General features: G+C 69.4%; 16 protein-coding genes. 5 read left to right on the top strand and 11 right to left on the bottom strand.

Annotation, left to right across the window (positions count from 1 at the left end):
- From ACFWIW_RS09685 to ACFWIW_RS09670, 4 genes are all read left to right on the top strand, one after another.
- Positions 1-3,204 (top strand): hypothetical protein (locus ACFWIW_RS09685; RefSeq protein WP_378368016.1); only part of this gene is annotated, 3,204 nt, incomplete at its 5' end.
- 36 nt (positions 3,205-3,240) lie between these two features.
- On the top strand, positions 3,241-4,788 hold the full coding sequence (locus tag ACFWIW_RS09680; protein ID WP_378368015.1) for a TNT domain-containing protein: 1,548 nt from the start codon (positions 3,241-3,243) through the stop codon (positions 4,786-4,788).
- An 11-nt stretch (positions 4,789-4,799) separates the two neighbouring features.
- Positions 4,800-5,651, top strand: coding sequence for a ferredoxin (locus ACFWIW_RS09675; protein WP_378368014.1), 852 nt, complete (start codon positions 4,800-4,802; stop codon positions 5,649-5,651).
- Between the two features lie 120 nt (positions 5,652-5,771).
- Positions 5,772-6,050: a hypothetical protein gene (locus tag ACFWIW_RS09670; RefSeq protein ID WP_378368013.1), complete on the top strand. Its 279-nt coding sequence runs from the start codon at positions 5,772-5,774 to the stop codon at positions 6,048-6,050.
- 131 nt (positions 6,051-6,181) lie between these two features.
- Here ACFWIW_RS09670 and ACFWIW_RS09665 read toward each other — a convergent pair whose 3' ends face one another.
- From ACFWIW_RS09665 to ACFWIW_RS09640, 6 genes are all read right to left on the bottom strand, one after another.
- Complete coding sequence (locus ACFWIW_RS09665) at positions 6,182-7,339, bottom strand: cystathionine gamma-synthase (protein WP_016337208.1); 1,158 nt, start codon at positions 7,337-7,339, stop codon at positions 6,182-6,184.
- 51 nt (positions 7,340-7,390) lie between these two features.
- Positions 7,391-7,975, bottom strand: coding sequence for a hypothetical protein (locus ACFWIW_RS09660; protein ID WP_378368012.1), 585 nt, complete (start codon positions 7,973-7,975; stop codon positions 7,391-7,393).
- A gap of 34 nt (positions 7,976-8,009) precedes the next feature.
- Positions 8,010-8,480 carry a hypothetical protein gene (locus tag ACFWIW_RS09655; RefSeq protein ID WP_378368011.1) on the bottom strand — a complete coding sequence of 157 codons (471 nt, stop codon included), beginning with the start codon at positions 8,478-8,480 and terminating at the stop codon, positions 8,010-8,012.
- A 36-nt stretch (positions 8,481-8,516) separates the two neighbouring features.
- Positions 8,517-9,077: a hypothetical protein gene (locus ACFWIW_RS09650; protein ID WP_125733552.1), complete on the bottom strand. Its 561-nt coding sequence runs from the start codon at positions 9,075-9,077 to the stop codon at positions 8,517-8,519.
- Between the two features lie 154 nt (positions 9,078-9,231).
- Entirely contained in the window at positions 9,232-10,635 is a 1,404-nt protein-coding gene (locus ACFWIW_RS09645; RefSeq protein ID WP_378368010.1) for a hypothetical protein, read from the bottom strand.
- 233 nt (positions 10,636-10,868) lie between these two features.
- A complete protein-coding gene (locus ACFWIW_RS09640) occupies positions 10,869-12,239 on the bottom strand; it encodes a cystathionine beta-synthase (RefSeq protein WP_016337213.1) in 1,371 nt (456 codons plus the stop codon).
- Positions 12,240-12,418: 179 nt separating this feature from the next.
- Between ACFWIW_RS09640 and ACFWIW_RS09635 the strand changes: the two genes are divergently transcribed.
- Positions 12,419-13,639, top strand: a complete 1,221-nt coding sequence (locus ACFWIW_RS09635; RefSeq protein WP_378368009.1) for an acetyl-CoA C-acetyltransferase — start codon at positions 12,419-12,421, stop codon at positions 13,637-13,639.
- A gap of 100 nt (positions 13,640-13,739) precedes the next feature.
- Here the strand turns inward: ACFWIW_RS09635 and ACFWIW_RS09630 are convergent, their stop codons facing one another.
- The 5 genes from ACFWIW_RS09630 to ACFWIW_RS09610 all read right to left on the bottom strand — a co-directional run bounded on the left by ACFWIW_RS09630 (position 13,740) and on the right by ACFWIW_RS09610 (position 19,094).
- The gene (locus ACFWIW_RS09630; RefSeq protein ID WP_378368008.1) at positions 13,740-15,275 is read right to left on the bottom strand and encodes a DHA2 family efflux MFS transporter permease subunit; all 1,536 of its coding nucleotides are present in this window, start codon (positions 15,273-15,275) and stop codon (positions 13,740-13,742) included.
- A gap of 225 nt (positions 15,276-15,500) precedes the next feature.
- Positions 15,501-16,769: a YeeE/YedE family protein gene (locus tag ACFWIW_RS09625; protein ID WP_378368007.1), complete on the bottom strand. Its 1,269-nt coding sequence runs from the start codon at positions 16,767-16,769 to the stop codon at positions 15,501-15,503.
- Between the two features lie 210 nt (positions 16,770-16,979).
- Complete coding sequence (locus ACFWIW_RS09620) at positions 16,980-17,528, bottom strand: hypothetical protein (RefSeq protein ID WP_378368006.1); 549 nt, start codon at positions 17,526-17,528, stop codon at positions 16,980-16,982.
- Positions 17,529-17,671: 143 nt separating this feature from the next.
- Complete coding sequence (locus ACFWIW_RS09615; RefSeq protein ID WP_378368005.1) at positions 17,672-18,184, bottom strand: hypothetical protein; 513 nt, start codon at positions 18,182-18,184, stop codon at positions 17,672-17,674.
- A gap of 73 nt (positions 18,185-18,257) precedes the next feature.
- Positions 18,258-19,094 carry a Bax inhibitor-1/YccA family protein gene (locus ACFWIW_RS09610; RefSeq protein ID WP_063277638.1) on the bottom strand — a complete coding sequence of 279 codons (837 nt, stop codon included), beginning with the start codon at positions 19,092-19,094 and terminating at the stop codon, positions 18,258-18,260.
- Positions 19,095-19,316: the final 222 nt, after the last annotated feature.

Raw genomic sequence — 19,316 nt, 5'->3', positions numbered from 1 at the left:
TCCACCCCGAACACCCGCGCCGACAGCGGCTCCCCCGCTCCACACACGCGGGCCGACACCGGCGGCTCCCCCAGCCACACCCCCGACAGCGGCTCCGCCACCCCGAACACCCGCGCCGACAGCGGCTCCCCCGCTCCACACACGCGGGCCGACACCGGCGGCTCCCCCAGCCACACCCCCGACAGCGGCTCCCCCGCCCCGCACACCCGCGCAGACAGCGGCGGCCCCAGCCACACCGGCGACGGCGGCTCACCCCGGACGCACGGTGGCGACGGCGGCGGTTCACCCACCCCCCGTTCCGACCCGTCGCCCGGCCACCACGGCGGCAACGACGGCGGCAGCCCCACCCGGCCGACCGACAGCGGGACGACGACCAGCGGCACCGCTCCCACGGCACCTCGTCTCGGCGACGCGGGCCCGTCGCATATGCCCTCGCAGCGCGGCGGTACCGGCGGCGACGGTTCGCCCGGTGTCCCGCCGCAGGGCCCGGTCGCCAGCGGTATGCCGCCTCAAGGTGCTCCGGGCGGCACTCCCGGTTCGCCCGGCGGCAGGCCGCAGGGTGGCGGCTGGACGGGCACGCCCGGTTCGCCCCGCACCCCGGACCCGCATGCCCCGCGCACACCCGACACCCACACCGGCCCCAGCCGCGGCCCCGGTCAGACCGGTCCCGGCGGACGGCCGAACCAGCCGCATCAGCCGCAGCCGGTCGCCCGTGGCAACGACTTCGGCCCCGGCGCCCAGCCGCACACCGGCACCCCCGGTTCGCCGGGCACGCACGGCCCCGGCAACCGGCCCGGCGGCACCGGCCCCGGCAACACCGGCCCGGGCGGCCGTGGCCCCGGGGGTCATTCCGGGCCGCCGCATTCGCCGGACGGTCACGGCCCCGACGGGCACGGCCCGCGCCAAGATCCCGACGGTTCACCGCACGACCGCAGCCCCGACGCCGAGCCGGATCGTCCGCTGACGCCGGACGAGGTCAACCAGCGGCATTCCGAAAGCACGCCCGCGGGTAGCTCGTACCACCGCGGCGACGCGGACATGGGCGACCTGCCGCACCGGGTCCAGCCGGATCCGGACGGCCGCTACACCGTCGACGTGCACGTCACGCCGGACGGGCACGCCCGCATCGGCAACCGCACCTACACCCCGGAAGAGTTCGCGGACATCCTGCGCCGCAACGGGGATTACGACGGCCGCCCGATCCGGCTGATCGGCTGCGACGCCGGCTCGAACGATTTCGCGCGCCGTCTGTCTCGGGAACTCGACACCGAAGTGATGGCGCCGAGCAAGCCGGCGTGGACCGACTCGAACGGGCGTGTCTTCTCGTCCGACTACGAGATCGGTCCCGACGGCCGTCCCCGGCCCAAGATCCCGCCGAACGGCGATTGGGACGTCCACAGCCCCGACGGCACCGCACGCCGGGCGAGCGACGACGGCTTCACCCCGGACACCTCGCGCACGGACAAGCAGGACGTGGACGCCGACAGCGCCCGCAGCCGCGGCGACGGGGACGGGGACACTTCGTCCCGTCGCGACCAGCCACCGCCGGGCGCGGACCCCGACACGACACCCCGGCGCCAGGACCCTCCGCCCAGCGCGGACACCGACACCGGTATCCCCAGGGACCGGAACCCGCATTCGGAACGGCAGGAAGCCGAACTGCTCGACAACACCCGTCAGCAGAACATCCACCGCAATCCGCAGCAGCAGACCGATTTCGTCCCGCCGACCCCGCCGAATGCCACCCCCGCGCGGATCGGCGGGCCGAACCCCGACACCGACATCCGGCCGCCTGCCCGTGGCGAGCGTTTCCCCGGCGACCAGAAACTGGGGCGCAACCAGGCGTACGAGGTCTTCGACGACGCCGGAAACCGGCGCGGCGTCTACCACACGGACCGCACCGGCCGGGTCACCCACATCGACACCCACCACCCGAACGAACAGCCGCGCGTCAAGAAAGAGGACGCGAACGGCAACGTCGTCTACGAACCGAACCCGAAGTACAACCCGAACCCCGACGTCGCGAACCCCCACCCGAGCACGACGTACCGGGTCGAGATCGAGGGCAGGCACCAGACGTTCTCGACGGACGCGGACAGTGTCCCTCATCCGTCGGTGACGTTCCACCGGCCGGACTTCGTGGGCGATCCGGTCACGGTCGGGTCCAGTCACCCCCACGCGCCGGACCCCAAAGCGTCTTTCGCGAGCGGTGGCCCGTACGCACCGCACACGCGGTACGAGGTCACGGATTCGGCGGGCGTGCATCGCGGCACCTTCTACACCGACGCCCAGGGACACGTCCGATGGGCGGACGTCGAGTCCGGCCGGATGATGCGCACCAACCCGGACATCGACGCGAATCGGAAGCACGGCATCGGCGAAGGCGACCCCATCGTCCGCCAGCGCCTCGACCCGAAAGCCGAAGTACCGCACGGTGCGAAGAATCCGGAGCGTTTCCGCGGCAACGAGCAGGTGGACGTCACCCTCCGCCGTGGCGACTCGTTCCTCGATTCCCTGCCCAAGGACGCGGACGGAAAGCCGCACCTCGAACCGAACAAGAAGTACGTCGTCAGCAGCGAGTACCGGAATCCCGGTCGCGAGATGCACACCCGGTCCATCTATTGGACCGACGAGCACGGCAACGTCGTCGTCGAGACCTATCGGCCGTCGAGTCCCGATCTCAACAACCCCGCGCCGAACGTGGTCTACAACGTCGACGGCGGCAAGTTCGTCTACCACACCGGCCCGGAGTTCGACGGCGGCAAGGTGGACACGGTGCGCGGGCATGCCAACAATCTGGAACTGCAGGGACCTGACGCGGCGCCGAACCGGGACCCGTCGGCGCAGGACACGTCGAACAAGCAGGCCGTGGGGACGCCGGGCAAGTACGACGGCGGTCACCTGTTCGGCAAGCAGTTCGACAGTCCCGGTGAGCTGCTGAACATGATGGCCCAGTGGCGGCCACAGAATCAGGGCCGGAAGATCGCGGGGCCGGACCACTGGCACGCCTTCGAAAGCGACCTCGCCAGCTTCCTCGAGAAGGGCGGCGGGAAGCGGAAGATCGAAGGTATGGAGGTCTTCCCGATGCGGGACGGCAGCCAGGTGCCGCACACGATCCAAGTACGCTGGATCGAGCTCGACGAGTTCGGCAACCGCAACGTCCACATGCGCAGCTTCCCCAACAATCCCCCGGCGAGTACGTGATGACCGCGGTGGCACCAGAAGAAAGGAACCTCTCCGATGCCCCGTGACGCGGAAGAGCTCCAGCAGCTGAAGTACGACATGGTTTACGCGCTGTCGGACGCCGCGCCCGAGGGTTGGCGCCGGATCGACCTGGTCTGCCGCGCCAACGTCGACGTGCACGACTTCACCATCGCCGTGCTGATGGGCGACGGCGGGTACGCGACCATCGAGGTACCGCAGGAGGCTGTGCGGATCGCGCTCCGGATGCGGGAGCTGTACTACGAGGACGGCGAGGGAACCTGGTTCTCCATGCGGTTCATCGTCGATCCGCCGACCCGGTTCCGGATCATCCACAACCTCGAATGGGATCCGCGGTGGCAGCCGTCGATCGATCCCCTCGGCTGGGCACGGGACCTGGAGGCGTTTCCGCGGGACGCCGAGTACATCCCGGCGTGGCTGCGCGAGAAGCTCGCCGAGGCGGGGCAGCCCGTGGCGGAGCCGGTGGAAACGGAACGCACCGAGCCGCTCGACGCCGCGGAGCAGAACGGGCTCTGGGTACGGATCGCCAACGCCATCGCGCTGAACGTCCCGACCGACTGGGCGCAGGTCATGCTGACGTACCGCGTGATCGGCGGCTACACCGAACTGGCGGTGATGGTCCGCCGGGAAAGCGACGGTGGCCTGCAACTGTGGGACCTGCCGGAGCAGGTGCCCCCGCTCCTCGCCGAACTCCGGAGCGGGATGTACCGGCCCGGCCGGGGAACCTGGTTCCAGGCCGTCGCCCACGTCCCGTACGACCTGAGTGCGGAATACGAGTACACCTGGGACGACGAACCCGCTTGGGACGGCGAACCGCCCGCCGCTCAGTTCGCCGCCGAACTGGCCGCCTTCCCCCGCGATCCGGCGCGGATTCCGGACTGGCTGAACGAACGTCTCGGCTCCGGGCGCCCGGCCGGCGCGGACGACGACCCCGAGGCCGTCGTCAAGGAGGCCCTCGACGTGGCCGCCGAACTGGAACTGGACCCGGTCCGCTACCGCGTGGGCGAGGTGGCCGACGGCGCTTGGTGTCTCGTGGCCGAAGAGGGCCGCTGGGCGGTTTTCCAGGCACAGGGCGAGAACCGGCTCGAAGAGGTCGTCTTCGACTCGGCCCGGAAGGCCCTCCGGTACTTCGTCGGGCACCTCTATCTGAACCAGGCCGATTTCCGCGGCGAACTCCCGCCGGACGCCAAACGACCGACCGAGGACTGGCCGATCCAGCCCGTCGGCGGCGACGTCGGGCTCCAGTTGTACGGCGGGAAACGGGTCGCGACCCTGCCGCCGGGAACCGAGATGGACCGCTACGGCGCTCCGTCCGGCAACACGCTCTACGCGGCGCGGACCGAGTTCACCCATCGATCGCAGCCCGCCGACGAGCAGCGGTTCGAGTACCACGTGTACCGGACGCTCCGTCCCGTGCGCGCGATCGTCGGCTCGCCGATCCCCTGGTACGACCAGGCAGGCGGCGGTACCGCGTACGTTCTCGAACGCTCGATCGCGGAACTGCTCGCCGACGGCTCCCTCGTGGAGATCCCGCAGGCGACGACGCAGCCCCCACCGCGGACCTGAGGGGAGCATCGATGACCACGCCGCCCGGGCCGCTCGGCCCGGAACAGCAACAGCAGATCGTCGCCCAGATCGGCAACGGCCTCGCGTCGATGGCCCCGCCCGGCTGGCGGAGGCTGCGGACCGAGCACCGGGCCGTCGGCAGGCATCTCGAAACCGACGTGCTCATCACCGGACCGGACGGAACGACGCAGCCGATCGCGGCGCCGCCGGAACTGGTCCAGCTCCTCGGCACGCTGCGCGCCGGGATGTACCAGCCCGGCCAGGGCACCTGGCTGGCCGCGACACTGACCTTCGACGCCGCTCAAGGCACCTCCGTCGATTTCACGCTCGACCAGGAGCCGGTCTGGCGGCGTCCCCCGCCACAGATCGGGTTCCAGGACGAACTGCGGTTCTTCCCGCGGACCGAGCAGTACATCCCACCGTGGCTGCGGCAGCGCGCGGGTCTGGCGCCCACGCCGGTGGCCACCCCGCCCGCGGACGCGCCAGAGGCCTTGAAGTCGCCGCGGGTCTACGACGGTCTCGACGAGTCGGGCCGCCCGGTGGTGAACCGCGAGCCGCTGTCCCCGGCCGAGCGGGATCGCGTGCTCCAGTACCTCGACGGCGCGCCGGTCGTGCTGGCGTCGCGAACCTACGACGCCGACGCCTTCGACCCCGACAGGGAACCGCTGGTGCCGTTGAACTTCCGCACGGACGGCCGCTGGTACTGGCCGGGCGCGGTCGCCTACTACCTGCGTGAACACAACGTCGCTCCCGATCCCGAGCTCCTCGGGCACATCCGGGCGTTGCGGTTCACCCTGCCCGAGGTCGGCGAGCCCGAACGGGAGCTGGCGGTCGCCGCGATCACCGGCCGGCCGTCCACTTAGGACTCAGGTATTCGAGGCCGATCCGCGGCCGGAAGTTGCCACCTGACGGATACGTCACGTGACAAGTTCGCGGTCCGGGTACTCTTGACGACGTCGGCGAAGGCGACCAGGGAGCACACCATGGCACGGGGGAACATCGGCAGGGTCCGGGCGACCCGCTCCGCCGGGCTGCTCCCGGTCGTGCTGGCCCTCACCTCGGCCGCGCTGCTGACCGGCGCCGCCGTCTACACGGTCGACCGGGCCGGCTGCGTGGACCCGGGCCAGTACATCCGGCACGACAACCACATCGAGCTCGTCGGCGGCTGCGTCGACGGCTCGGAGCTGCCCGCCGCGCCGCAGGGGACTTCGCACGAGGCGGACGCGAAACCCGGAGTCACCCCCAGCAACTTCCGCCCCTGACCGGGCGCTTCCTCCCACCACACCGCGCTGACCAGCGCGAAAAGAGCAAGGGACCTTTGCTGTCATTTGCTTAGCATGGCTACGCGAACGACAGCAAAGGTCCCTTGCTCACGCTCTGGGCTCGGCGGCGGTCAGCCCAGGGCCTGGGCCAGATCGGCGACCAGGTCGCTGCCGTCCTCGATGCCGACCGACAGGCGAAGCAGGTTGTCCGGCACCTCCAGGGTGGACCCGGCGGTGCTCGCGTGGGTCATCCGGCCCGGGTGCTCGATGAGCGACTCGATCCCGCCCAGCGACTCGGCGAGGATGAACAGCTTCGTCTTCGACGCGGCCTCGAGAGCGGCCTGCTCGCCGTCGACGTGGGTGAACGAGATCATGCCGCCGAAGCGCCGCATCTGCTTCGAAGCGACCTCGTGGCCGGGGTGCTCCGGCAGGCCCGGGTAGTAGACACGCTCGACCTTCGGGTGCTTCAGCAGCATCCGGGCGATCAGCTCGGCGTTGTCGCTGTGCCGCTCCATCCGCAGCGCGAGCGTCTTGATCCCGCGCAGGGTCAGCCACGCGTCGAACGGGCCGGGCACCGCGCCCGCGGCGTTGCGCAGGTAGAACAGCTGCTCGCGCAGTTCGTCCTCGTTCGTCAGGATCGCGCCGCCGACGACGTCGGAGTGCCCGCCGAGGTACTTGGTCGTCGAGTGCAGGACGACGTCGGCACCCAGCGAAAGCGGGTTCTGCAGGTACGGGGTGGCGAAGGTGTTGTCGACGACCAGGCGGGCGCCGGCGCCGTGCGCGACCTCGGCCAGCGCGGCGATGTCGGCGATGCCCAGCATCGGGTTCGTCGGCGACTCGCACCAGATCAGCTTCGTCTCCGGCCGGATCGCGGCGCGGACCTCGGCGATGTTCCCCAGGTCGGCGACCGTGTGCTCGACTCCCCACAGGCTGAGCACCTTGTCGATCAGCCGGAACGTGCCGCCGTACGCGTCGTTGCCGAGCACGAGGTGGTCCCCTGGCCGCAGGGTCGCCCGCAGCAGGACGTCACTGGCCGCCATCCCCGACGCGTACGCCAGACCGTGCCGCGCGCCTTCGAGCGCCGCGAGCGCGACCTCCAGCGCGGTGCGCGTGGGGTTCGCGGTACGGGAGTACTCATAGTCGCCTTCGCGCGTGCCGCCGACGCCGTCCTGCGCGTAGGTCGAGGTCTGGTAGATCGGCACGATGACCGCGCCGGTCCGGGGATCAGGGGTCTGCCCGGCGTGGATCGCGCGCGTCTCGAAGCCCAGCAGAGAGTAATCGTCGGCCATACCTCCAAGGGTACGGCCACCCGCTCGAGATCCCATCGGCTGGGATTGAACTCACCACTGCGCGGGTGGCTGTCCCTGCTGCTGGGCGCCGGGGGCAGGCGGATATCCGAAGTTCGGCGGCGGCATGGCGCCAGCGGCCGTGCTCTTGGCCGCCAGCCAGCGCCCCGTCGGCGGGATCAGCGCCAGCACGAGGGTCACGATCGCCGGGATCAGAACCACGAAGAGGAGCCAGCCGAAGCCGAAATGCAGCATCACCCCGCCGTACGAGAAGTAGAAATGCGAGCCGAGCGCCCGGAGCAGGAAGGTCAGCGCCACGAAACCGATCGCGGCCGCCGCCCCGATCACGGTGAGCAGCCGTCCGGCGCGTTTGCGCACGAGCAGCAGGATCCCGCCGCCCAGGAGCAACGCCGCGCTGACGAGGTCCAGCACTGCCCCGACGACGAGGAACGAAATGACGTAATGGGAGAGCTCGATGACGTGGGACACGGTCCCGGCGAGGAACCAGAGCCCGCCGAGGATCGCGAAGATCCCGGCTATGATCGCGGTCGCGCCGCTCGGTTGCCGCGCCATTCCCGGCGGCGGGTAGGCACCGGGTGCCGGGTAGCCGCCCTGCGGCGGGTATTGCTGGTAAGTCATTTCTCCCCTTGCCGATCCTTGTTCCATCCCCCGGCTACCAGCCGGGAAGCCGATCCTGTTTCGACGGCTCTTCGTCGTCGCGCCGCCGTCCCTCCAGCCAGTCCGAGGTCGGCCTGATCACCGACAGCACCAACGCGGAGAAGGTCATCACGAACAGGACGAACGCGACCACCTCACTCGTCATCAACGCCTCTCCGTCCACTTCGGCGAAGAAGTAGGGGCGGGCCGCGCCGTTCGCGAGCAACGTGGCCGCCAGCGCGAGCGCCGATCCGGCGGCGACGAGGGTGCGGCCGATTCTCCTGCGCAGCAGCAACAGGACGCCGCCCAGGAACAGAGTCGCCGTCAGTGCCCCGTTCCACGCCGTCCCGGCGAAGTACTGGGGAGCCTGCTCGAGAAGGGCGAGTTGCCCGACGAAAGCGGCCGCCTCGGACAAGTACCGCATGCCGCAAAGGATGGCGAGGACGGCCGCACCGATCGCGGTCCCCGAAGACTGGTTCTGACCCATCGAACTCCCCCAAGCCGAGCCGGACGGCTCAGGATCTCACCATCCGCCCTGCTGGGGAAACTGATTCTGCGGCCGATACGGCTGCACCGGGGCCGGCCGCCAGCGCAGGTACCTGAACGTCGGCGGGAGCACCGCCAGCAGCAGCGCCACCAGGCCGAACACGACCATGGCCAGCCGGAGAACGCCGTCGAAGGTCGCGAACCGGAGCAGGATGTCGAGATGGATCCGGTACGGCACGCGGAAGGCGATCGGTTCCAGCACGACGGCCAGGATGGCGAGCAGCGAACCGAGGATCAGCAGGATGGCGCCGATCAGCGACCGGAAGAACGTCGTCAACGCGCCCATCAGCAGGAACAGCGCGGCGACCAGGTACAGCACCAGCTCGACGAGCGCGAAACCGGGCAGGTTCGAGAGGCTGAACCCCGACGGGAGCTCGATGAAGTAGCGGATCGGGATGAAACCGGACGCGAGGGCCCCGACGAGGCCGAGCACCGCGGCGATGATCGCCGTCGCCCCAGACGGCTTGGCCTGCGGTGCCGGGTACCCGAAACCTGGCGGTCCGGGCTGCTGGGCGGGATATCCGTACGGACCGGTCACGTCGCTCCCGTCGGGCCGGGTGTGGGGTTAACGGCGCTCACCCTAGCCCGCGGGCACTGGCCGTGGCAGGCGAATCGGCATACCCCGGCGAAAACGAAACGCCCCCGGCCACGGGCCGGGGGCGTTCCGAACGAAACCGTTCAGCGGCGGCGAATCACCACTGCTGCGGGGGCTGACCGGGCTGCTGGCCCGGCTGACCGAAACCACCACTGGGCGGACCCTGCTGCCCGGGCTGCTGCCCGAAACCGCCGGGCTGCTGCGGAGCCTGGCCGAAACCGCCCTGCGGCGGCTGGCCCGGCTGGGCGAACCCACCGCTGGGCGGACCCTGCTGGCCCGGCTGCTGCCCGAAACCACCGGGCTGACCCGGCTGCGGGAAACCACCCGAAGACGGACCGGGCTGCCCGGGCTGACCGAAGCCACCCTGCGGCTGGCCGAACTGACCCGGCTGACCGGGCTGGCCGAAGCCACCCTGCGGCGGACCGCCGAACCCACCGGGCTGGCCGCTCTGCGGGGCACCCAGCGCCGAACCGCCGCCACCGAGGCCGACGAACTGCGCGGTCGCCGGGATCAGGCCAAGCACACCGACGATCAGGATCACGATGCCGAGGAGCAGGTGCAGCAGGCCACCGCCGATACCGGCGCCTTCCCTGGCGGACGGCGGCAGCTTGTCCAGGAAGTCCGACGACGGGGTCGAACCGCTGAGCAGGAGGACACCGAACAGCACCAGCAGCGCACCACCGGCGGCGACGATGATCGGCGCGATCTTCTTCACCGTGCCGGGGAGCTTGCCCGCGAGGGCGAGCCCCACGCCACCGGCGAGGGAGACGAGCGAACCGACCAGGAGCATGATCACGTAGAACCAGGTGGCGCCCGGACCGGCCACACCGGCCTCGTCGAGGAACTTGTCGATCTGTTCCTGGTTCGGAGCGCTGTCGAAGATCTTCGAGTAGTCGCTGGCGTCACCGAAGTAGACGAACGACACGATCAAGGCGATCAGGCCGAGCAACGCCACGACGCCGCCGGCGATGAACCCGAACATCTGGTTCCCACCGCCGCCGGAGCCCGCGGCGCTGTAGCCCGGGGGCGGCCCGCCGAAACCGGGCTGCTGGCCGAAGCCGCCCTGCGGCGGCCCGCCGAAGCCCTGCTGCGGCTGACCGAAACCAGGCTGCTGCTGGCCCTGCGACGGGTCGAACCCGCCCTGCTGGGGCCCGCCGAAGCCCTGCTGCTGCCCGAAGCCGCCGCCCTGGGCGCCGTAGGCACCGGCGGACGGGTTGTCGGCCGCGCTCGGCGGCGGGGCGTACGGGATGGCGGGCGGCTGCGAACCCGGCGGCACGAGCTGGGTCGACTCGGCGGTGGGGCTCTCCCCGCCACCGCTCACCGGCTGCACGACCTGGGTCGCGTTCGCGTCGCCGGAACCCGGCTGGACCGGCTGCACGACCTGCGTGGGCTCCGGCGTGTCGCCGAACCCGCCGCCCTGGGGCTGCTGCTCATGCGGAGGCTGCTGCCCGTACTGCGGCTGCCCGTAGTCGGGCTGGGCCGGCTGGCCGGGTTGCACCACCTGGGTCGGTTCCGGGGAACCGAACGGGTTGTCTTGCTGCGGCTGAGGGCCACTCGGGGGTCCCTGCGGTGGCTGGGCGCCACCCCAAGGCTGATTCGGTGGCTGCGGAGCACTCATTTGGGTCTTGAACCCCCTTGACGAGGACATAAAAGTTCAACTCACCCGACACGCTATCGGATAGCCGGGTGGGCCGCTCGTAACGCCCCGGCCCGACCATCCGATGAAATGCTTCTTTAGCGTCCCGCGAGAAACGCGAGCAGGTCGTGCCGGGTGACGACACCCGCCGGTTTGCCGTCGACCAGCACCAGCGCGCCGTCCGCGCCCGAGAGCGCGTTCATCGCCGCGCCGACCTGCTCACCGGCGCCGATGGTCGGCAACGGGGGCGACATGTGCTGCTCGAGCCGGTCGGCGAGCTGGGCTTTGCCGGTGAAGAGCGCTTCGAGCAGGTCTCGCTCGTTGACCGCGCCCACGACTTCGGCCGCCATGACCGGCGGCTCCGCGCTGACCACGGGCATCTGGCTGACGCCGAACTCCGAAAGGATCGCCACCGCTTCGGCGACGGTCTCGTTCGGGTGACTGTGCACGAGGCTGGGCAGCGAGCCGCTCTTCTTCATCAGGACGTCGCCGACGGTCGCGCCGCTGGAGTCCGGCGGCAGGAAGCCGTAGGAGGACATCCAGCTGTCGTTGAACACCTTGGTGAGGTAACCGCGGCCGCCGTCGGGCAGGAGCACGACGACGACGTCGTCCGGGCCGAGGCCCTCGGCGAGCTTGAGCGCGGCGGCGACGGCCATACCGCACGAACCACCGACGAGCAGCCCCTCTTCGAGCGCGAGGCGGCGGGTGATGTCGAAGGAGTCCGCGTCCGAGACCGCGATGATCCGGTCCGCGATGTCGCGGTCGTAGGTGTCCGGCCAGAAGTCCTCGCCGACCCCCTCGACCAGGTACGGCCGCCCGGTCCCGCCGGAGTACACCGAGCCTTCGGGGTCGGCGCCGATGACCTGGACGCGGCCGTCGCTGACCTCCTTGAGGTACTTGCCGGTGCCCGAGATCGTGCCGCCCGTGCCGACGCCCGCGACGAAATGCGTGATCTTGCCCTCGGTCTGGCTCCAGAGCTCCGGGCCGGTCGAGTGGTAGTGGCTGGCGGGGTTCTCGGGGTTCGCGTACTGGTTCGGCTTCCAGGCGCCCTCGATCTCGCGCACGAGGCGGTCGGAGACGTTGTAGTAGGAGTCCGGGTGCTCCGGCGCCACCGCCGTCGGGCAGACCACGACGCGGGCACCGTAGGCCTTGAGCACGTTGCGCTTGTCTTCGCTGACCTTGTCCGGGCAGACGAACACGCACTTGTATCCCTTGCGCTGCGCCACCATGGCCAGCCCGACCCCGGTGTTGCCGGACGTCGGCTCGACGATGGTGCCGCCGGGCTTCAGCTCGCCGGAACGCTCCGCGGCTTCGATCATCCGCAGCGCGATGCGGTCTTTGACGCTGCCGCCGGGGTTGACGTACTCGACCTTGGCCAGGATGAGCGGTTGCAGCCCCTCGGCCAGTGCGTTCAGCTTGACCAGAGGGGTGTTGCCCACGAGGTCCACGATGTGCTCGACGTATTCCACTCCCACAGCCTAAACGCCGCAGGTCGCGATGTGTCCACTCAACCGGGCGCACCGAGAACCGCAATCGGAAAGAGTGGCGTGGGTCGCGTTCGCCTTTGACCCGCACCTCCCTCCGGTGGAGGATGCGAGGTGAGCAACCGCTTAGCGCGTCTGGATCGAGAACAAGGGAGTGTCGTTCCATGCCCGAAGCCGTCATCGTCTCCACCGCCCGATCCCCGATCGGCCGCGCCGGCAAGGGATCGCTGGTGAGCATCCGCCCGGACGACCTCACCGTGCAGATGGTCCGCGCCGCGCTCGACAAGGTCCCCGAGCTCGACCCGACGCAGATCGAAGACCTCATGCTGGGCTGTGGTCTCCCCGGCGGCGAGCAGGGCTTCAACATGGGCCGCGCCGTCGCCGTCGAACTCGGTTACGACCACCTGCCCGGCTGCACGATCACGCGGTACTGCTCGTCGAGCCTCCAGACCACCCGCATGGCGCTGCACGCGATCAAGGCGGGCGAAGGCGACGTGTTCATCTCCGCCGGCGTCGAGACGGTTTCCCGCTTCGCCAACGGCAGCTCGGACTCCTGGCCGAACACGCACAACCCGCTGTTCGCCGACGCCGAGGCCCGCACCGCACAGGTGGCGGCCGAGGGCGCCGACAGGTGGACGGACCCGCGCGAGAACGGCGCCCTGCCGGACGTCTACATCGCGATGGGCCAGACCGCCGAAAACCTGGCGCGGCTGAAGAACGTTTCGCGCGAGGAGATGGACGAGTTCGGCGTCCGTTCGCAGAACCTCGCCGAGAAGGCCATCGCGGACGGCTTCTGGGCCAAGGACATCACGCCGGTCACCCTGCCGGACGGCACCGTGGTCTCGAAGGACGACGGCCCGCGCGCCGGCGTCACCCTCGAAGGCGTCTCCGGCCTCAAGCCGGTGTTCCGCCCCGACGGCCGGATCACCGCGGGCAACTGCTGCCCGCTCAACGACGGCGCGGCCGCGGTGATCATCATGTCCGACACCAAGGCGAAGGAACTCGGCCTCACCCCGCTCGCCCGCGTCGTCTCGACCGGCGTCTCCGGGCTGTCGCCGGAGATCATGGGCTACGGCCCGGTCGAGGCGTCGAAGCGGGCGCTCGCACGCGCCGGGATGTCGATCGGCGACATCGACCTCGTCGAGATCAACGAGGCGTTCGCCGCACAGGTCATCCCGTCGTACAAGGACCTCGGGATCGACCTCGACAAGCTGAACGTCAACGGCGGCGCGATCGCCGTCGGCCACCCGTTCGGCATGACCGGCGCGCGGATCACCTCGACGCTGATCAACTCGCTGCGGCACCACGACAAGCAGTTCGGCCTCGAGACGATGTGCGTCGGTGGCGGCCAGGGCATGGCGATGGTGCTGGAGCGCCTCTCCTGACCCACTGACCTGCGGAAAGAGAGCAAGGGACCTTTGCTACCACTCGCTTAGTGTGGCTAAGTAAGCGGTAGCGAAGGTCCCTTGCTCTCTTTTTGGCGCCCTAGTGGGTCATGATCGGCGGCGCCGCGGCGACCTCACCGCCGGCCGCGCCCTCCGGCACGGCGGGCTTGGTCTTCGGCAGGAACGCCGCCGGGATCAGGCACAGCGCGAGCAGGATCATCGACCACAGGAACGTCGTCGAGAACGCGTCCGCGGTCAGCCCCGAAGCCACGTCGTGCGTCGCCGGGTTCATCACCGCGGCGGTCGCGGCCAGCTGCCCCTGCGCGGTCGGCACGCCGAACTTCCCGGCCAGCAAGGCCGCCAGGATGATCGACAGCACCGCCGAACCGATCGCCCCCGCGGTCTGCTGCAGGATGTTCGTCGCCGTCGACGCCTTCGCCATGTCCTCCGACTTCAGCGTCTGCAACGCGGCCGAGGTGATCGGCATCATCGTCGCGCCCATGCCGAGCCCCATCACGAACAGCGCCGAAAGCAACAGCCAGTACGGCGTCGCCGCGGTGATCTGAGTGAAGGCGATCAACCCGGCGAGCATCAGCACGAGACCGGGCAGCACGATCTTCCGCGCGCCGATCTTGTCCGCGAAACGGCCCGCGATCGGCATGGTCAGCATCGCGCCGACTCCCTGCGGGGCGAGCAGCAGGCCGGCGTTCATCGCCGATTCACCGCGCGCCAGCACGAAATACGTCGGCAGGAGCAGCATCGCGCCGAAGAACGCGACGCAGAAGAAGGTCATCGTCACCATGGCGACGGAGAACGACCTGTTCTTGAACAGCTTCAGGTCGAGCAGCGGGTTCGTGACCCGGTTCGCCCGGAACACGAACGCCACCAGCAACACGATCCCGGCCAGCGCGGGCAGCCAGACGTCGACCGCGCCGACACCACCCGCCGACGGGATGTTCGAGACACCGAAGATCAGCGCCGCCAGCCCCGGCGACACCATCAGCATGCCGACGAAGTCGAACCGCTCGCTGGGCTCCGGCCGGTCCTTCGGCAGCACACGCCAGGCCAGCGCCATGGTGATCAGGCCGATCGGCACGTTGATGTAGAAGATCCAGCGCCAGCTCACCGCGTCGACCAGCCAGCCGCCGAGGATCGGGCCGCCGATCGGGCCGAGCAGCATCGGCACGCCGAGCACGCCCATCACCCGCCCGATCCGGTGCGGACCGGCGGCCCTGGTCAGGATCGTCATGCCGGCGGGCATCAGCATGCCGCCGCCGAAGCCCTGCAGAACCCGGAAGATGATCAGCGATTCGACGTCCCAGGCCATCCCGGCGAGCATCGATCCGATCAGGAACAGCCCGATCGCGGTCAGGTAGAGCCGCTTGGTGCCGAACCGGTCCGAAGCCCAGCCGGTGATCGGGATGACCGTCGCCAGGGCGAGCATGTAGCCGGTCGCGATCCACTGGATGGTGTCGAACGAGGTCTGGAACTCGATGGTCAGTTTCTGGAGCGCGACGTTGACGACCGTCGTGTCGAGGATCGCCATGATCGCGCCGAGGATGACGACGCCGGCGACCTTGAGCACGCCGGCGTCGAGTTTGTCGCCGCCCGGTGCGGCCGGGCTTTGCGTTGACATGAAAAGTCCGTCCCCTGTTACTGAGTGGACGCGACAACCCCCGTGGTCGCGACTACGAATTCGATGCCCGGCGCGGCGCCGGGCCTTCCCCAACCGAGCTTGTGCATTAGGGCGCAAGCTCAGGTACGTAGCCGAGGGTAGCCGAACACGGGTTTTACCTGCCAACTTTTTCCCCGTATACGGGCCGAAAGGGCAGACCCGCGTACGAGATGTCACGAAGAGTGATCAGCAGACGCTGTCGGTCGGAGCCGGATTGCCGAGACCGAACAGCGGCCGCAGCTTGAGCCCGATCCAGGTGCCACCGAGCGCGAAGACGCCCCACAGCCAGCCGTGGAGGCTGCCGACCGAGATACCGCCGAGGTAGGCGCCGATGTTGCAGCCGCCCGCCATCCGCGCGCCGACACCCATCAGGATCCCGCCGAGCACCGCGGCCACGGCGGTCCGCCACGGGATCGAGCTGTGGATCTTCCACGCGCCGGCCGCCGCGGCCGCGACCCCCGCGCCGATCATGATGCCGATGTCGGTGAGGCTGTTCTTGTCTGTCCAGATCGGCCCGGCCAGCGAAGCCGCGTTCGCCTTGATCCGCCAGAACTCCCAGGTTTCGGGGTGCAGGCCGAACACCTGCAGGATCTTGGCGCCCCACAGGCTGAACGCGCTCGTGACCCCCCAGATCCCGCCCGAGACCAGGAAGACCGCGCCCGCCAGCACGCCGAGGACGACGGCGCCGACGAGGATCGGCCAGGAGCCGCGGTAGATCCGGGCGAAACCGCGCGCGGTCGGGACGACGTCGACCGGCGGCGGGTTGCGGCGCTTCTGCACGAACCGGGTCCCCACCACGATCGCCGCGAGGACGGCGACGGTGATCACCCACGAACCGAACCAGCCGACGTGGTCGGCGAGCAGGACACCCTTGAACTCGGGCCAGCCCGACAGCAGCGGATACGCCCACGTGTAGAGGACCGAACCGGTGATGAACCCGCCGAGCGTGAGCACGATCGTCGATTGCCCGGAACCGACGGCGAACAACGTTCCCGACGCGCACGCGCCGCCCAGCTGCATGCCGATCGCGAAGATCGTCGCGCCGACGAACAGCGCCAGCCCCAGCCCGCCCGCGGTCGGCTTCGGCGTGCTGCCGAAGAGCCCGGAGCCGGTGCCCACGATCAGCGCGATCAACGTCGCGGCCGTGCCGAGCAGCAGCGTGTGCGCCCGCAGGCCTTGGCCGTTCCCGACCGCGATCAGCTGACGCCAGGCCGAGGTGAAGCCGAAGCGGGAGTGGAACAGCGCGAGGCCGAGCAGCAGGCCGAGGATGAGCAGGACACCGAACTTCGCCCCGTGCGCGGCCCAGACATACCAGGTCAGCCCGACCGCGAGAGCGCCCGCGACCGCCAGCGGCACGACCTTGACCGGCTCCTCCGGTTGCGGGACCGGGGCGGCGCAGGAGGTCGGGAAGTCGAGGAGTTTCTTCTCACCGGCTTGGGTTTCCGTCGTCGCCACCAGGACTCCAGATCGATCGGCGGGGTGGGGGACGAGCAACGTTAGGACCGCTGACCGTCCGATCGCAGCCCGTCCCACACTGTGCGACGAACGGCGGCTCCCACGCGGCCGGATGGCGGGTGGTAGCAAAGGTCCCTTGCTCCCCCGGCACGCGTGAAGGCCCCCTTCCCTCGACTGAGCCGTGGGAAGGGGGCCTTCACGTGCTTAGTGCTACTCCGCCGTCTTGATGCAGATCGTGGTCGGCGGCGTCGAATACGTCGCCACTCGCCTGGCTTCGGTGCCCTCGCAGGACGCCTCGTCCGAGACGTTGGCGATCTTCACCATTTCCGCGTCCTTGGCGGGGTCGGTGCAGGACACCTTCTGGTAGCCGGCGGTCTTCGAGGTGTAGCCCTTGAGGCAGTCGCCCTGTTTGACGTTGGGCATGAGGCACAGCGTGTACGAGATCCGGCCGGACATCGAGATGCTGTCGTAGCCGCCCTCCGGGCAGGACTCCCCGCCACCCACGCGGGCGGCGATCTTGACGTTCGCCTCCTGCGCGCCGCAGTCGGCCTTCTTCGGCTCGTCGGCCGTCCGGGAGAACTCGGTCACGCTCAGGCATTCACCGGCCTGGGCGCTGCCCGTCCCGGTGAAGTAGTTGAAGAGGAACAGGCCGCCGCCGATCACGACGACGAGCACCGGGATGGCGAATCTCAGCCAGCGGAGCTTGGACTTCTTGGGCGCTGACGGCTGACCGAAAGCGTCGGGCTGTCCCACCGGCATTTGGCCCCCAGGGGCCGGCTGGGAAGTGGTCACCGAGAACCTCACAGGTGTGAAGAGGAATAAGAACCTCGGTATCAAACACGTATCGTGATCAACCACACGCACCGGGCCCCCGAACGAGTGAAACGCCCTGGTCGAACCGGCTATTTGAGGCTCTTCACACAGACCGTCGAGGGCGGTGTCGAATAGCTCTTGAGGTGGGTCGCTTCCGTGTCGTCACAGGTCACGACACCGTCGGCCACTTTCAGGACCTCGGCGTCCTTCGCCGGGTCGGAGCAGGGCACCTTCTGATAGGCCACGCTGTCGGCGAGGAAGTTCTCGAGGCAGTCGCCCTGCTTCGCGTTGATCATCATGCAGAGCCGGTACGAGGCGAACGTCTTGTCGACGGTGAGCTGGTCGTACTCGCCCGCCGGGCACGCGCCACCGGCGTCGGTCTTCGCCCCGGCCTTCGCGTTGGCCTCGACGGAACCGCAGTCCGCCTTGGCCGGATCCTCGTCGACGTCGCCGAAGGTCGTGACCGCGTAGCAGTCGCCCACCCGGACGTCGTCCGTGTTGGAGAGATAACCGATGATCCACGAAGACGCGCTGAGCACCACGATCGCGACCGGCAGCAGGATGCCCAGCCAGAACCACTTGGAACGCCTGTGTTCGGTCATGCCAGCAGGGTATTCGCCACCACGGAAAAGGGCGCCCCGATCGCTCGGAGCGCCCTTTCGCGGAGAATCGGCGTCAGTCGTTTTGGAAGTACGACAGCAGCCGCAGGATCTCGAGGTACAGCCAGACCAGCGTGGTCATGAGACCGAAGGCGGCGAACCACGCCCACTTCGACGGCATGCCTTCGCGGATCATCCGGTCGGCCTGGTCGAAGTCGAGCAGGAAGCTGAACGCCGCGACACCGATCACCACGAGGCTGAAGATGATCGCGATCGGCCCGCCGTCACGAAGCGGGTTGAAGCCGAAGAAGCTGGTGATGAGGTTGACCAGCATCAGGATCGCGACACCGACGACGGCGCCGATGATCCACTTCGTCAGCTTCGGGGTGACCTTGACCGCACCGGTCTTGTAGACGACCAGCATCGCGACGAAGACACCCGCGGTACCGATGATCGCCTGCAGCGCGATACCGGGGTACAGCGCCTCGAAAAGGCCGCTGATCGCTCCGAGGAAGACGCCCTCGGCCGCCGAGTACGCCAGCGTGAGCGGGCCGCTCGGCTTCTGCTTGAAGATGATCACGAGCGAGATCACGAGGCCGACGATCATGCCGCCGACGAGGGCGCCGATCACGCCGCCGCTGATACCGGTGATCCGGCCCGCGGCGTCCACGGGCAGCTGGCTGATCGCCCAGATCGCGGTGAGCACACCGGTCACCAGCGCGGTGCCGAGGCTCAGCGCCGTCTTGATGACGACGTCGTCGACGGTCATCGGACGGTCGTCGGCGCCGGCGGAGGTCTGCGGAGGGCCGTAGCCGGGCACGCCGCCCTGGGGTTGGTTGAAGCCTACGTTGGGTCCGTACTGCGCCGCGCCACGCGGCAGGTTCCGGAACGCCGGGTTGCTACTGGATCGCACCTGATCCTCCTGGATCTACTGGCACCTGCATCGGGTTCAACGACCGCGTGGGCCGCCCGGTTCCCGTCGAAGTAAAGACGACTTTACTCACAATCGGCGCGACGCCCATCCCCCACACCGTATGCGGCGGAGATCACCGACCGTTCACCGATACCCCACCTGATGCCCTATTGCCAAAACCGCTGCTCACCCGCCACCCTCCACGTTGCGTGTTCGGATAAT

The organism is Amycolatopsis sp. NPDC058340 (genome assembly GCF_042723975.1).
Classification (GTDB): domain Bacteria; phylum Actinomycetota; class Actinomycetes; order Mycobacteriales; family Pseudonocardiaceae; genus Amycolatopsis.
This window is presented reverse-complemented; position numbering and strand designations above follow the sequence as displayed.